Source organism: Mycolicibacterium monacense (genome assembly GCF_010731575.1).
GTDB lineage: Bacteria > Actinomycetota > Actinomycetes > Mycobacteriales > Mycobacteriaceae > Mycobacterium > Mycobacterium monacense.
Genome location: NZ_AP022617.1, coordinates 2,878,896 through 2,893,234, shown reverse-complemented (window position 1 = coordinate 2,893,234; position 14,339 = coordinate 2,878,896). Strand labels below are relative to the sequence as shown.

13 protein-coding genes are annotated in these 14,339 nt (G+C 69.0%); 6 read left to right on the top strand and 7 right to left on the bottom strand.

The window, feature by feature from the left end; all coding sequences use genetic code 11:
* Position 1: 1 nt before the first annotated feature.
* Together G6N49_RS13885 and G6N49_RS13880 are read right to left on the bottom strand one after the other, a co-directional pair.
* The gene (locus tag G6N49_RS13885; protein WP_011855290.1) at positions 2–1,171 is read right to left on the bottom strand and encodes a sulfotransferase family protein; all 1,170 of its coding nucleotides are present in this window, start codon (positions 1,169–1,171) and stop codon (positions 2–4) included.
* A complete protein-coding gene (locus tag G6N49_RS13880; protein WP_064875909.1) occupies positions 1,168–2,343 on the bottom strand; it encodes an LLM class flavin-dependent oxidoreductase in 1,176 nt (391 codons plus the stop codon). The genes G6N49_RS13885 and G6N49_RS13880 overlap by 4 nt, the downstream gene beginning before the upstream one ends.
* A gap of 88 nt (positions 2,344–2,431) precedes the next feature.
* Between G6N49_RS13880 and G6N49_RS13875 the strand changes: the two genes are divergently transcribed.
* Both G6N49_RS13875 and G6N49_RS13870 read left to right on the top strand, forming a co-directional pair.
* Positions 2,432–3,211, top strand: coding sequence for an enoyl-CoA hydratase/isomerase family protein (locus G6N49_RS13875; protein WP_083045361.1), 780 nt, complete (start codon positions 2,432–2,434; stop codon positions 3,209–3,211).
* Between the two features lie 12 nt (positions 3,212–3,223).
* Positions 3,224–4,525, top strand: coding sequence for an acyl-CoA dehydrogenase family protein (locus G6N49_RS13870; RefSeq protein WP_064875905.1), 1,302 nt, complete (start codon positions 3,224–3,226; stop codon positions 4,523–4,525).
* 2 nt (positions 4,526–4,527) lie between these two features.
* Here the strand turns inward: G6N49_RS13870 and G6N49_RS13865 are convergent, their stop codons facing one another.
* The 3 genes from G6N49_RS13865 to G6N49_RS13855 all read right to left on the bottom strand — a co-directional run bounded on the left by G6N49_RS13865 (position 4,528) and on the right by G6N49_RS13855 (position 7,513).
* Positions 4,528–5,511: a phosphotransferase family protein gene (locus G6N49_RS13865; RefSeq protein WP_083045360.1), complete on the bottom strand. Its 984-nt coding sequence runs from the start codon at positions 5,509–5,511 to the stop codon at positions 4,528–4,530.
* On the bottom strand, positions 5,504–6,292 hold the full coding sequence (locus tag G6N49_RS13860) for an SDR family NAD(P)-dependent oxidoreductase (RefSeq protein ID WP_064875899.1): 789 nt from the start codon (positions 6,290–6,292) through the stop codon (positions 5,504–5,506). Before G6N49_RS13860 ends, G6N49_RS13865 begins: the two co-directional genes overlap by 8 nt.
* 99 nt (positions 6,293–6,391) lie before the next feature.
* A complete protein-coding gene (locus G6N49_RS13855; RefSeq protein ID WP_167535179.1) occupies positions 6,392–7,513 on the bottom strand; it encodes a PQQ-dependent sugar dehydrogenase in 1,122 nt (373 codons plus the stop codon).
* 138 nt (positions 7,514–7,651) lie between these two features.
* Here G6N49_RS13855 and G6N49_RS13850 point away from each other — a divergent pair, with 138 nt between their 5' ends.
* Entirely contained in the window at positions 7,652–8,485 is an 834-nt protein-coding gene (locus tag G6N49_RS13850) for a DoxX family protein (protein WP_011855295.1), read from the top strand.
* Between the two features lie 83 nt (positions 8,486–8,568).
* Here G6N49_RS13850 and G6N49_RS13845 read toward each other — a convergent pair whose 3' ends face one another.
* A complete protein-coding gene (locus G6N49_RS13845) occupies positions 8,569–8,967 on the bottom strand; it encodes a PH domain-containing protein (protein ID WP_011855296.1) in 399 nt (132 codons plus the stop codon).
* 297 nt (positions 8,968–9,264) lie between these two features.
* On the opposite strand from G6N49_RS13845, the gene G6N49_RS13840 reads away from it, so the two are divergent.
* The 3 genes from G6N49_RS13840 to ilvC are packed head-to-tail and all read left to right on the top strand — an operon-like array spanning position 9,265 to position 12,723.
* On the top strand, positions 9,265–11,124 hold the full coding sequence (locus G6N49_RS13840; protein ID WP_011559306.1) for an acetolactate synthase large subunit: 1,860 nt from the start codon (positions 9,265–9,267) through the stop codon (positions 11,122–11,124).
* Positions 11,125–11,155: 31 nt separating this feature from the next.
* Positions 11,156–11,674, top strand: a complete 519-nt coding sequence (ilvN, locus tag G6N49_RS13835) for an acetolactate synthase small subunit (protein ID WP_011559307.1) — start codon at positions 11,156–11,158, stop codon at positions 11,672–11,674.
* A gap of 47 nt (positions 11,675–11,721) precedes the next feature.
* Entirely contained in the window at positions 11,722–12,723 is a 1,002-nt protein-coding gene (gene ilvC / locus G6N49_RS13830; RefSeq protein WP_179967841.1) for a ketol-acid reductoisomerase, read from the top strand.
* 60 nt (positions 12,724–12,783) lie between these two features.
* Here the strand turns inward: ilvC and G6N49_RS13825 are convergent, their stop codons facing one another.
* On the bottom strand, positions 12,784–14,214 hold the full coding sequence (locus tag G6N49_RS13825) for a phytoene desaturase family protein (RefSeq protein ID WP_011855297.1): 1,431 nt from the start codon (positions 14,212–14,214) through the stop codon (positions 12,784–12,786).
* Positions 14,215–14,339: the final 125 nt, after the last annotated feature.

Genomic DNA, 14,339 nt, shown 5'->3' with positions numbered 1-14,339 from the left:
CTCAGTCCCGCTTCTCGATCGCCACGCCGAATCGCTCGCGGAACGGCCGGAACTCCTCGTTGAGCGCGTCGATGTCCTCACCGATGTCGGTCAGCAGCGACGTCGAGTACCGGAACTTGCCGTACCGGTCGCCGCGGTTGTGCGCGAGGTAGTCACGCATCGCGGACTCCGCCGCTTCCGTCAGCGCGTGTCCGCAGAACGCGTGGTAGGCGCGCACGGTACCGACGGGATCGGCGACGAAGTCGGTGTAGCGGACATGCTGGATCCGGGGATCGTCGACCAGGGGATGGCTCATGGTGTTGGCGATGCTCGCCCGGGTGAGGTCGAGATGCATCTTCGCCGCGGCCTTCAGATCGATCGGCCCGACGATGCCGTCGAGGATGTCGGCCATCATCATCGTCCGCGACGCCGCCACCTGGACGGGGTCGCGGTGCAGCCAGATGAGCGACGCGTCGGGGTACCCGGCGAAGAACTCGGTCAACCGGAACCCGTGGAAACCCTTGAGCACCCAGCGCTTTCGTGGGCGGCGATACTGGCACTGTTGCAGCATCGCCTGGTGGATCCGGTACTGCGCGGCCGGATCGGTCGGCAGGCCGCCGACCACCGTCTGCATCGGGACCCGCCACCACGCCGTCGGGGTCATCACCCGGAAGTCGAACGCCCAGGTCCGCTCGTCCTCGGGCAGCCCGTCGCCGAGCATGTCGTTGTAGGGGTGGCTGTGCAGCCACTTCGGCATCTTGGCATTGATCTCCCGCCAGTCCGCATTCGCGCGGGTACGGCGGGTGTCGTCCGGTCCGGCGAGGCCGGGCGGCGGTGACGGATACATCACCTCCCAGAACCGCAGGGCGCGCGCATCGGGGTCCACCGACATCAGCGCGTGCATCAGCGTTGTGCCGGAACGGGGTTCACCGGTGACGAACATCGGCCGCTCGATGACCTCGTCGCCGATCGGGTAGCGGTCCCGGTCGGCGAAGAACTCCAGCCGCGACGTCAGCAGCCAGTGGCACACCTGTGCCGCGCGTTGCACGCCCTCGGCGTCCATGCCCTGGCCGTTGAGGTGGTCGACGGCGATGCCGAACCGTGCGGGCAGCGTCGGATCGCCGTAGTCGTACAGTCCGGTGGCCGCTTCCGCGCGGGCCAACAGGTCCTGGGCGTGCAGGCGTTCGCTCATATCGGTACCCCGCACAGTCTCATCAGTTCGTCCTCGGCCTCGCGCACGTTGTCGGCGGATGCGGCCGCGAACCGCAGTCCGGCCATGGCGCCGTAGTCCATGATCTTGGGCACCCGCAGCCCGGCCTCGACGTAGTCCTTGACGGTGCGGGCGACCTGAGCGGGTGTGCCGTGCGGCAGGACGGCGAGGATCGCCTCGGGCCGCACCCGGGCGAGGAAGTCGACGATGCGTTCGCGGGTCAGCGTCGCCGGGTCGATGTCGTGGAACCCCCGCCAGTCGTTGCCCATCGGATGCTCGTGACCGAACGCGCGCAGGGTCTGCGCGGACACCTGCAGCAGGAACGCCTTGACCAGCGGTGCGTCCAGGATCTCAGCCAGGGCGGCATCGTCTTTGGCGATCAGGCACACCTGGATGAAGCACGGGGTGATCGCCATCGGATCGCGCCCGGCCCGTTCGGCCGAGCTCCGGACCGCGCCGAGCATGTCGGCGTAGTGCTGCGGCGTCCACGCCCCGGCCGGCCACCATCCGTCGGCGTGGCGACCGACGATGTCGAGCATCCGCGGTCCGCTGGCTCCGATCCAGATCGGCGGGACGCGGCCGCCGAACGGTTCGGTGTCCAGGCGCGCCCCGCGCAGTCGGTGGAACCGTCCGGTGAAGTCGACGGGTCCGTCGGAGTCCCACAACAACCGGATGACGTGCAGCGCCTCCTCGAACCGGCTCACGGGCCGGTCGAAGTCGAATCCGTAGGGGACGATGTTCTCGGCCTCGCCGCTGCCGAGTCCCAGGATGAAGCGGCCGCCGGACAGGTGATCGATGGTCAGCGCGCTCTGGGCCAGCGAGGCGGGGTGGCGCCGGACGGTGTCGACGACCGCGGTCGCCAGTGGGGTGGACTCGGTCAATACGGCAGCGGCGGCGGCCACCGCCATCCCGTCGAGGTGGCGGTGCGGTGAGGGGGAGGTGTCGGCGAGGTCGGTGAACTCCGGTGTCCAGATCGAGTCCGGCCAGAAACTGACCATGTGGTCGGGGAGCCAGATCGAGTGGTAGCGGCCGCTGTCGAGGGCCGCCAGCCCGGTCAGGTCCAGCGGCAGGGTCGTGCGCAGGAACGCAGCGGGCTGAACCGTCGGCGCCGACGAATCGCTGGGCACTCGCTCAGCATAGGGGCGCGCCGTGATTGCCCCGCGCCTTTTCGGAGAATAGCCTTCTCGTCACACGCAAGGGCGTTTCCGCTCTGCCGCCGGCGTGCGACGAGGGGAGCTGCCGATGACGGACACCGTCACCGCGACGACGCCGAGCCCGGGCGTCGTCCTGCTGCACCTCAACCGCCCCGACCGGCTCAACGCGATCAACTCCGCGATGGTCGCCGACCTCGCCGCCACGCTCGCCGCCATCCGCGCCGACACGGCGACGCGTTCGGTCGTGCTCACCGGGACCGGTCGCGGCTTCTGTTCTGGACTCGACGTGCGCGACTTCGGGGACGGGATGCTCGAGGCGGACGCCCCCGCCCTGGACCGGATGCGGTTCCAGGAGGCGATGGCGGCGTTACCGCAGGCGTTGCGGGCGCTGCCGCAACCCGTGGTGGCGGCCGTCAACGGTCCGTGCGTCGGCGCCGGAATGGCGCTGTGCCTGGCCGCCGACATTCGGATCTGTTCGAGCGCAGCAACATTCGGCAACGCGGCGATCCTGCTCGGGCTGTCTGGCGCCGAGATGGGCATGAGCTACCACCTGCCGCGCATCGTCGGCACGAGTGTCGCGGCCGACTGGATGCTGACCGGCCGCACGGTGTCGGCCGGGGAAGCCGACCGGCGAGGGCTGGTCAGCGAACTGGTCGACCCCGAGGTTCTCGTCGATCGGGCGGTCGAACTGGCTGCGCTGTTGGCCGGGCTCTCGCCGTTCGGTGTGCAGTTGACCAAGCGCGCGCTGCAGGTCAACACCGACGCCCCCGACCTCGCCGCGGCACTGGAGCTGGAGAACCGCAACCAGGTTCTGGCCCACGCGACCGACGAGGCGGCCGCCCGGCGGCAGCCGTGGACCGCGAAATAGAGGAGAGCGTCGATGGCCTGGGATTTTTCGACCGACCCCGAGTGGGCCGAGCAGTTGGCGTGGGTCGAGGATTTCGTCCGCGCCGAATGCGAGCCCATCGACCTGATCGTCAAGGAATCCCACGACCTGAACGATCCGGTGCGACAGGCGCTGATCCCGCCGCTGCAGCAGATCGTCAAGGAGCGCGGACTGTGGGCCACCCATCTGGGCCCGCACCTCGGCGGCCCCGGCTACGGTCAGGTCAAGCTGGCCCTGCTCAACGAGATCCTGGGTCGCTCGGAGTGCGCGCCGATCGTGTTCGGCTCCCAGGCCCCCGACTCCGGCAACAGTGAGATCCTCGCCCACTACGGCACTCTGGAACTCAAGCAGCGCTACCTCGAGCCGCTGCTGGACAACCGGATCATCTCCTGTTTCTCCATGACCGAACCGCACGGCGGGGCGGATCCGAAGGTGTTCACCACCACCGCCGTTCAGGACGGCGACCACTGGGTGATCAACGGCGAGAAGTGGTATTCGTCGTTCGCGTCGATGGCCTCGTTCATCATCGTGATGGCGATGACGGACCCGGATGCTCCTCCGTATCAACGTTATTCGATGTTCGTCGTGCCCGGGGGCACACCCGGTGTCAACGTCCTGCGCGATGTCGGGCTCGGCTACCAGCCACTCGGGGGTGGTGGTCGAGAGGGATATGTGCACTACGAGAACGTGCGGGTGCCCGCCGACCACATGCTCGGACCGCGCGGTGGCGCGTTCGTGGTGGCGCAGACCCGCCTCGGTGGTGGTCGCATCCACCACGCGATGCGCACCGTCGGGCTGGTGCGGCGGATCTTCGACATGATCCGGGAGCGGGCGGTGTCGCGGTACACGCAGGGCGGCATGCTCTCCGAGAAGCAGATGGTCCAGGAGATGGTCGCCGACTCGTGGATGGAGATCGAGGCGTTCCGTCTGCTGACCCTGCAGACCGCGTGGAAGATCGACCAGTACAACGATTACCGGGCCGTGCGCGCCGACATCTCGGCGGTCAAGGCGATGATGCAGAAGGTGCTGCACGACGTCTCGGCCCGGGCACTGCAGATCCACGGTTCGCTGGGTACGTCCCACGAGATGCCGTTCGTGCAGTACCTCACCGAATCGTTCGTGCTGGGGTTGGCCGACGGACCCACCGAGGTGCACAAGGTCACGTTGGCCCGGCTGCTGCTCGCCGACGTCGAACCCGCCCCCGACACCTTCCCGTCACAGCATCTGCTGCGCCTGCGTGCGCAGGCGGAGGAGAAGTTCGCCGACAAGCTCGCCGGGATCCCGCGCAGCGGGTGAGTTCAGCCCAGCAACGTCGTCGCCCGCTCCAGCAGATGCGGCAGGGTGGGCGCCATCGCCTCGAGTTCCGCACGGGGCGTGGACTTCCGGCGATTGTGCTTGACGATCAGTGACCAGGTCGCCGCCGACTTGAAACATGCCAGCGCCGTGAACCACGGCAGCTCCGGCATCGGGGCGCCGACCGCGTCGGTGTAGCACGACGCCAACTCGGCGACCGCCGGTACGGCGTCGACGTAGGGCGTCGGCCGGCGATAGGTGTCGGGGTCGGCGTTGACGAGGAACCATCCGAGGTCGATGCGCGGGTCGCCGACCGACCAGATCTCCCAGTCGATCACCGCGGTGATCGCCGTTCCGCAGGCGACCAGGTTTCCGAGCCGGTAATCCCCGTGCACCACACCCGGCCGCACCGGCGCAGGCGCAGTGGCCACGAGTGCTTCGCGCACTGCCGTCCACCCCGGTACCAACGCGGGGTCGACGGTCCGCAGGGTGGCCGACCAGCGGTCGACCTCCGCGACCGCATCGCCGACCGGCTCACCGGTCAACCCGAGGCCGGCGGGCGGTATCCGGTGCAGCGCCGCGAGCACCCGTGCGGCGCTCCGAAAGCGTTCGGGCACAGTGTCTTTCCGAGCGCCATCGGTGTCTTCCCGAGCAGCGTCGGTGTCGAACAGCGGCTCGAACGACTCACCCTCGACCAGTGACATCACGAACAGCGGGGGAATTTCCGGTGGTGCGCCGGGGTCAGTGCACAACACCTCTGGCACCGGCACGTCCGTCGCCGCGAGCGCCTCGATGATCCGCGCCTGCCGGAGCACATCGCGGTGGCCGACGGGGGCGTGCCCGGGTGGCGCGACCTTCACCACGACCGGCCGATCGCCGCGGGTGGCGCGGAAGGTCAGGCTCGACGCCCCGCCGGTGAGCGGACGAACATCGCAGACGCCGGCCGCCGCCAGCCGCGTCCGCAGCGATTCGAGCTCGAGTTCACTCACGCAGCCAACCGATCTCGCCGAGGAACGACTGGGTGTGGGCGATCCGTCCGGTCAGCGTCGCCGGATCACCGGTGCACAGCGTCAGCGCCGTCTCGGCGATGAGGCTGATGTCCTCGGTGTCGGTCTTGGCCAGGTCGAGCGTGCCGGCGCCGGGCGTGGCGACCGGGTTCGTCGGCGCCGCCGCGTTGACCGCGATCCCGTCGTCGAACAGTTCTGCGGCAAGGCTTTTCGTCAATCGGTTCAGCGCGGCCTTCGCCGTGCCGTAGACGCCGAACCCGGCGGTGCGGTCGAACTCGGAGAACGGGGGGCCGGGCGGCAGGTCGCCGGCGACCGACGTCACGTTGAGGATCCAGCCGCGGCCGCGTTCGCGCATCGCGGGGATCGCCAACTGGCTCAGGTGCAGTGGTGCGAGCAGGTGCATCTCCAGCATCAAGCGCACCCGCTTGTCGGGAAAACCGTCGAGCGGTCGCAGGAACGTCACCGCCGCGTTGTTGACGAGGATGTCCGGTGCGCCGAGTTCCTTCGTCGCCTCCGCGAACAGCCGCTCGCGCTCCTCGGGCCGGGACAGGTCCGCGGCGACGGCGACCGCGGTGCCGCCCGCGGTGAGGATCGCGTCGCGCGTCTCCTGCAGCGACCCCCGGTATCTCGGATCCGGTTCCAGGGTCCGCGCCGTGAGCACCACCGCCGCCCCCTCGGCGGCCAGCCGTGTCGCGATCGCCGCACCCAGGCCCCGGCTGCTCCCGGTCACCAGCGCCACCTTGCCCGTGCAACGTCCCGTCACCGACCACCTCCCGGCAATGTGCTTCTCGTGAGACGAGAAGCACGTTACGGGCGTGGGGTTTCCGCCGAGGGTGACTTGGCCAGATGTGTGGTCGAGGCCCTACGTGTTGTCGGCGTTGCTGCGCGGGAAGCCGCCGCCCTGCGGGAAGAGCGGGAAGACCACGTCGTCGAGGCGTTCGGCGTCACCGGCGGTCTTGTTCACCGTCGCCCCCCACACGTTGCCGTCCGCGGACAGCGCCAGCGCCCACGCGTGGCCACGGGTGTCCTGACGGATCACCTCGGGCTGGCCGGTCACCGCGCCGGTGTCGGGGGCCTGGCGCACCGCGACGGTCTGTTTGGTGTTGACGAGGTTGACCAGCACGGTGCCGTCCAGCGCCGCGCACCCCGCGACGCCCGGCCGGTCCGGCCACGTCCACACCGTCGAGATCTTCGAGTCCTTGGTCATCTTCTGCAACCGGTCGCCGGTGGGCGTGCGGTCGGTGACGTAGAGCGCCCCGTCGGACGGGTCGATGCACATAGCACCGCCCGAACCCATCCCGCTCATGGCCGTGGTGGTCGGCGCCTGGTTGACGGTGGTGGGCTGTTCGATGCGCAGCACCTTGCCCGCCTGCGACGCGGGATCGGCGGCCGCACCGGGGTTCCCGGCGTCGCCGGTCTGAACCAGCAGCGTGGTCGGACTGGTGAAGATCAACGAACCGGTGTTGCCGGTCGCGCCCTTGGGGATCCCGGTCAGGATCGGCTTGGGCACGTCGCCGTCGGCGATGCGCACCACCCGGTTGTCGGTGGGTGTGCTGACGTAGGCGTACATCAGCCGGTCCTGGCTGTAAGTGGGGGACAGCACGATGTCCATCAACCCGCCGTCGCCGGACGGGTCGACGGGGATCGTCGTCTTCACCTTCGGTTCGGCTCGGACCGACACCTCTTTGACCGCACCCGTGGTGCGCTCCGCGACGAGCGCTGACTGGCTGTCGGGCAGCATGATCAGCCCGCTGGTGCTCTCCAGGCAGCCCTGCATCACGCCGGGCGCCGGACAGGCCTTCGGGAACGGTTTGGCCGGCAGCGGCGGGGGCGGCGGCTCGGACGACGTCGGCCCCGGCCGGAGTTCGGGTTCGGTGGTGAACGGCTGCGACTGCGCCCCGTCGAAGCGTGCGCACCCGGAACCGAACAACGCCGTGGCGCACAGCAGTGCTGCCACCCCGAGGAGCGGCCGGCGCGTTCTCATGCTGGCCAGGTTACGGATTCTCCGCCGGAGTGCGCCACGCCGGTCTCCGGGCAACCGGTGGCAACCCGCCCAAGACGTGGGCAGCAGCGCCGAGGTAAATACACGATTCCGCGATGATCAGCACTTACCCTGACAGTCGTGACCAGTCACCCCCAGGACGCGCGCACCTGGCAACGGCCCGACGATCCGGCCCGGCCGACCTCGGCAAGCCTGGTCGACCCCGAAGACGATCTGCCGTCGCCCAACTACGGCGGCGATTTCGAGACCACCGCGATCCCGCGCTACGACGCGGCCAAGGGTGCCCCCGCCCCGCCGGTGTTCAACCTGATGAACGACCCCGAACCGTTGCCCTACGTGCAACCGCACACCGGCCACCCGGTGATGCCGTACGGCGCGGAGCCGACGGAGATCGGCCACGACATCGCCGACGAGCAGGTCAGGGCGGCGCGCAGACGCGGCACCCAGGACCTCGGGCTGATGCTGCTGCGCGTCGGGCTGGGCGTGCTGCTGATCGGCCACGGGCTGCAGAAGGCGTTCGGCTGGTGGGGCGGCCCCGGGCTGGGGGGCTTCCAGGATTCGCTCGCCGAAGTCGGCTACCAGCACGCCAACATCCTCACCTATGTCGGCGCCGCCGCTCAGATCGGCGCGGGCCTGCTGCTCGTGCTCGGCCTGTTCACCCCGGTGGCGGCCGCGGTCGCGCTGGCCTACCTCATCAACGCGCTGCTGGCCGGCGTCGCCGGTCAGTCCGACAGCGGCTTCCCCTTCTTCCTGCCCGGCGGCTTCGAATTCCAAGTGACGCTCATCGTGATCGCCGCCGCGTTGATCCTCACCGGCCCCGGGCGCTACGGATTCGATGCGGGCCGGGGCTGGGCACGACGGCCATTCGTCGGATCGGTGGTCGCGCTGCTGTTCGGTATCGGGCTGGGGGTCGCGATGTGGGTCCTGCTCAACGGCGCCAATCCCTTGGCGTGACGGCCTGAGCCAATCCCTTGGCGTGACGGCCTGAGCCAATCCCTTGGCGTGATGGCCTGAGCCAACCCCTTGGCGTGACGGCCTCACCGGTACGGGTTGGGCACCCGACCGCCGCTGGCCGCGGTCAACTGCGGCAGGCTGGAGAACGTCACCGCGGGTAGCCGCATCTCGCTGCCGTCCTTGCGTGTCGCGCGGGCCCAGTTGGCCTTGCTGAACCGCAGTCCCTCGATCTCGTCCCAGGCCACGGTCTGACTGCCCAGCAGATTGCGGGCGGTGACCGTGTCCCGGTCGGCGACGGTGCGCAGGCGCATGATGTACACCGAGGCCACCACCGGGATGACCAGCAGCACCGCGAACCAACGTGGGTTGGCCAGCACGATGGACAACAACCCCAGCGTGAAGAAGCCGACCGCGAGGTGGGCGGTGCGCGGAATCCGGATGACGACCGGAGCGGTGGTGGCCGAGGGATCAGAAGAGCTCACGCCACCGATTCTGGCACCGCCTCCGACGGGGGATCCCGCCCCCGACCGCAATTTGACCAGTGACCAGTGCGGAGGCTACCGTCAGGTGTTATGCAGACCCCGGGGATGCTCGACGGAGGCGCTTCGGCGCCGACATCGCTCGTAGTAATTGGTTGGCGCGTAGATGCCGCGCTGGCCCTCTGCCGGGCATAGCCACCAGCATCGACGCGCCACCCTCGAACAGCGGCCCGCTGTCGGGGGTTTTTTCTTGCCCGAGAACGCGTCCATCCCACCAGGAAGAAACGACAAGAGGACATCGTGAGCGCACCGACCACGCGACCACCGCACGCGACACCGCCTGACACCGCGCAGGCCGTGTCGGCCGTCCAGTCCACCAGCCCGAAGACGGTGCGGCCCCGCACCCTGGCTCCCGAACAGATGACGGGTGCCCAGGCGGTGATCCGTTCGCTCGAGGAACTGGACGTCGACACCATCTTCGGTATCCCGGGCGGTGCCGTGCTGCCGGTCTACGACCCGCTGTTCGACTCCCAGAAGCTGCGCCACGTGCTGGTGCGCCACGAACAGGGTGCCGGCCACGCCGCCAGCGGCTACGCCCACGCCACCGGCAAGGTCGGCGTGATGATGGCCACCTCGGGTCCCGGCGCGACCAACCTGGTGACCCCGCTGGCGGATGCGCAGATGGACTCGATCCCCGTGGTGGCCATCACGGGACAGGTCGGCCGCGGGCTGATCGGCACCGACGCCTTCCAGGAAGCCGACATCTCCGGCATCACGATGCCGATCACCAAGCACAACTTCCTGGTCCGCAACGGTGACGACATCCCGCGCGCGCTCGCCGAGGCGTTCCACATCGCCAAGACCGGACGCCCGGGCGCCGTGCTCGTCGACATCCCGAAGGACATCCTGCAGGGGCAGTGCCGGTTCAGCTGGCCGCCGCAGATCGACCTGCCCGGCTACAAGCCGAACACCAAACCGCACAACCGCCAGATCCGGGAGGCCGCCAAGCTGATCGCCGCTTCCCGCAAGCCGGTGCTCTACGTCGGCGGCGGCATCATCCGCGGCGAGGCCAGCGAGCAGTTGCTCGATCTGGCCGAGCTCACCGGCATCCCCGTGGTGACCACGCTGATGGCCCGCGGCGCATTCCCGGACAGCCATCCGCAGAACCTCGGCATGCCCGGTATGCACGGCACCGTCTCCGCGGTGGCCGCACTGCAGAAGAGCGACCTGCTCATCGCGCTCGGCACCCGCTTCGACGACCGGGTCACCGGTCAGCTCGACTCGTTCGCGCCGGACGCCAAGGTGATCCACGCCGACATCGACCCCGCCGAGATCGGCAAGAACCGCCACGCCGACGTGCCGATCGTCGGTGACGTCAAGGCCGTCATCACCGAACTGATCGAGGTGCTGCGCAAAGACGGTGTGAGCTTGTCGCTCGACAACTGGTGGTCGTATCTGCGTGAGGTGCAGTCGACCTATCCGCTGAGCTACGGCCCGCAGAGCGACGGCAGCCTCTCGCCGGAGTACGTCATCGAACAGCTGGGCAAGCTGGCCGGTCCGGACGCGATCTACGTGGCCGGCGTCGGACAGCACCAGATGTGGGCGGCGCAGTTCATCTCCTACGAGAAGCCCAAGACGTGGCTGAACTCGGGCGGCCTGGGCACCATGGGCTTCGCGGTGCCCGCCGCGATGGGCGCCAAGATGGGCCGTCCGGACACCGAGGTGTGGGCGATCGACGGCGACGGCTGCTTCCAGATGACCAACCAGGAGTTGGCGACCTGCGCGATCGAGGGCATCCCGATCAAGGTGGCCGTCATCAACAACGGCAACCTCGGCATGGTCCGGCAGTGGCAGACGCTGTTCTACGAAGAGCGGTACAGCCAAACCGATCTGGCCACGCACTCGCGCCGCATCCCCGACTTCGTCAAGCTGGCCGAGGCACTGGGCTGCGTCGGATTGCGTTGTGAGCGTGAGGAAGACGTCGTCGAGGTGATCAGGCAGGCGCAGGCCATCAACGACCGGCCGGTGGTCATCGACTTCACCGTCGGCGCCGACGCGCAGGTGTGGCCGATGGTCGCCGCGGGCACCAGCAACGACGAGATCATGGCCGCCCGCGACATCCGTCCACTGTTCGACGACAACGACGAGGGGCATGCCTGATGAGCGCGTGCGCGAAGAAGCGAGGACACTGATGGCTACGACAGGAAACGTCCGTACCCACACCTTGTCGGTGCTCGTCGAGGACAAACCCGGTGTGCTCGCCCGCGTCGCGTCGCTGTTCTCCCGGCGCGGCTTCAACATCCAGTCCCTGGCGGTCGGCGCGACCGAGCAGAAGAACATGTCGCGGATGACGATTGTCGTCAGCGTCGAAGAAGCGCCGCTGGAGCAGATCACCAAACAGCTCAACAAGCTGATCAACGTGATCAAGATCGTCGAACAGGACGAGGACAACTCCGTCGCCCGCGAACTCGCGCTGATCAAGGTGCGCGCGGACGCCACCACCCGCGGTCAGGTCATCGAAGCGGTGAACCTGTTCCGCGCCAAGGTCGTCGACGTGTCGACCGAATCGCTGACCGTCGAGGCCACCGGCACCCAGGAGAAGCTCGACGCGCTGCTGCGGGTGCTCGAGCCGTACGGCGTCCGTGAGCTCGTGCAGTCCGGTGTGGTGTCGCTGTCGCGCGGTCCGCGCGGCATCGGCACCGTGAAATAGATCCCAAACCGCAAGTCAGAGAAGGAAAATTACCAGTGGCAGTTGAGATGTTCTACGACGATGATGCCGATCTGTCCATCATCCAGGGACGCAAGGTCGCCGTCATCGGCTATGGCAGCCAGGGGCACGCGCATTCGCTGAGCCTGCGCGACTCCGGCGTGCAGGTGAAGGTCGGCCTCAAGGAGGGCTCGAAGTCCCGCGAGAAGGTCACCGAGCAGGGCCTCGAGGTCGACACCCCGGCCGAGGTGGCCAAGTGGGCCGACGTGATCATGCTGCTGGCGCCCGACACCGCGCAGGCCGAGATCTTCACGAACGACATCGAACCCAATCTGGAGGACGGCAACGCGCTGTTCTTCGGTCACGGCCTCAACATCCACTTCGGTCTGATCAAGCCGCCGGCCAACGTCACCGTCGGCATGGTCGCCCCCAAGGGGCCCGGCCACCTGGTGCGCCGTCAGTTCGTCGACGGCAAGGGCGTGCCCTGCCTGATCGCGATCGACCAGGACCCCAAGGGTGAGGGCCAGGCGCTGGCACTGTCGTACGCCGCCGCGATCGGCGGCGCCCGCGCCGGCGTCATCAAGACCACCTTCAAGGAAGAGACCGAGACCGACCTGTTCGGTGAGCAGGCCGTGCTGTGCGGTGGCACCGAGGAACTGGTCAAGACCGGCTTCGAGGTGATGGTCGAGGCGGGTTACGCGCCCGAGATGGCCTATTTCGAGGTGCTGCACGAGCTCAAGCTCATCGTCGACCTGATGTACGAGGGTGGCATCGCGCGGATGAACTACTCGGTGTCCGACACCGCCGAATTCGGTGGCTACCTGTCGGGTCCGCGGGTGATCGACGCCGACACCAAGGAGCGGATGCGCGCCATCCTCAAGGACATTCAGGACGGGACGTTCGTCAAGCGCCTGGTGGCCAACGTCGAGGGCGGCAACAAGGAACTCGAGGACCTGCGCAAGAAGAACGCCGAGCACCCGATCGAGGTCACCGGCAAGAAGCTGCGCGACCTGATGAGCTGGGTCGACCGGCCGATCACCGAAACCGCTTAGTTCCAGTGATTTCGGCGTGGCTGGTCGCGGTGAGCGCGACCGGCCACGCCGAAATCGCCTTCAGGGGACCAGGCTCGGCAGCTTTTCGATGCCGAATTCGCGGCGCAGCATCGTGCGCGCCGCGTAGTAGCCGGCCATCCCGTGCACACCGGTGCCGGGCGGGGTGGCCGACGAGCACAGGTACGCCCCGGGGATCGGGGTGGTCCACGGGTCGAGCCGCAACGTCGGTCCGACCATCGCGGCGAACAGCGTCGCCCCGCCGACGATGATGTCGCCGCCGACGTAATTCGCGTTGTGCAGCGACATCTGCGCCGCCGGTACGCACCGGGCGCCGACGACCAGATCGCGGAAACCCGGCGCCGCGCGTTCGAACATGGCGGTCACCGTCTCGGTGAGGTCGGCGTCCGAGCCCGACGGCACGTGCGCGTAGGTCCACAGCGGGCGGCGCCCCTGGGCGTCGATGCGTGACGGATCCGCCAGGTGGGGGAGCGACGCCAGCACCATCGGCCACTCGGCGTGCCGGCCCGCGGCGACGTCGCGTTCGGCGAGCGCCATCTGCGCGCGGCTGCCGCCCATGTGCACGGTGACCGCATCGCGGACCCGCGGGTCGCGCCACGGGATCTCACCGGACAGGACGAAGTCGACCTTGCAGACCCCGGGGCCGTACCGGTAGTGGCGCAGGGCCCGTGCGTAGCGCGGCGGTACCGCGTCGCCGTAGATCGCCAGTAGTGCGGTGGGCGCGGTGTCGTAGAGGGTCACCCCGGCCGGGGGTGCGGTGACGGGTTCGCCGAGCACCAGTTCGCCGCCGTGCGCCTGGAGATCGGCGATCAGCGCATCGGAGATCCGTTGCGTGCCCCCGACGGGGACCGGCCACCCCGCGGTGTGCGCGACCGTGCCGAGCATCAGGCCCGCACCGCTGTTCACCGGGGAGGGAATGGCCTTGATGGCGTGTACGCCGACACCGGTGAACAGCGCCCTGGCGTCCTCACCCCGCAGCGACCCCCACAACGGGCTGCCCTGGGCCAGCACCCGCAGGCCGGTGCGCACCGTCGTCGGGAGATCCGGCGGCAGCGACCGTTTGTCGCCGAGGAAGAAGCCGAGCACACCGTCGACGTGCTCGACCAACGGCCCGAACAACCGCCGCCACGACTCACCGTGGTCGAGTTCGGCGCACGTCCGGTCCAGCGACCGGTACGCGACGGCCGCCGGCCGGCCGGGCAGCGGGTTGGCGTAGGACACCTCCGGTGAGATCAGGTCCACGCCGCGCGCCGCGAGATCGAACTCCGCGAAAAACGGCGACGCCACGGACAGCGGATGCACCGCCGAGCACACGTCGTGCAGAACGTCCGGGAACTCGGGGTCGGCAGCGCTGCGCGCACCGCCGCCCGGCGTGGGCTGACCCTCGATCACCCGCACCGACAGACCCGCACGGGCGCAGATGACCGCGGCGGCCAGGCCGTTGGGGCCGCTGCCGACGACAGTGACGTCCACTCCGTTGACCTCCCCGTGTCGCGGTTACAGACCGTATCCTGCCCGCTCCGATCATCCCCCGGTCGCTGCGCTCCTGCCCGCCCCGATCATCCCCCGGTCGCTGCGCTCCTGCCCGCCGGTCCGAA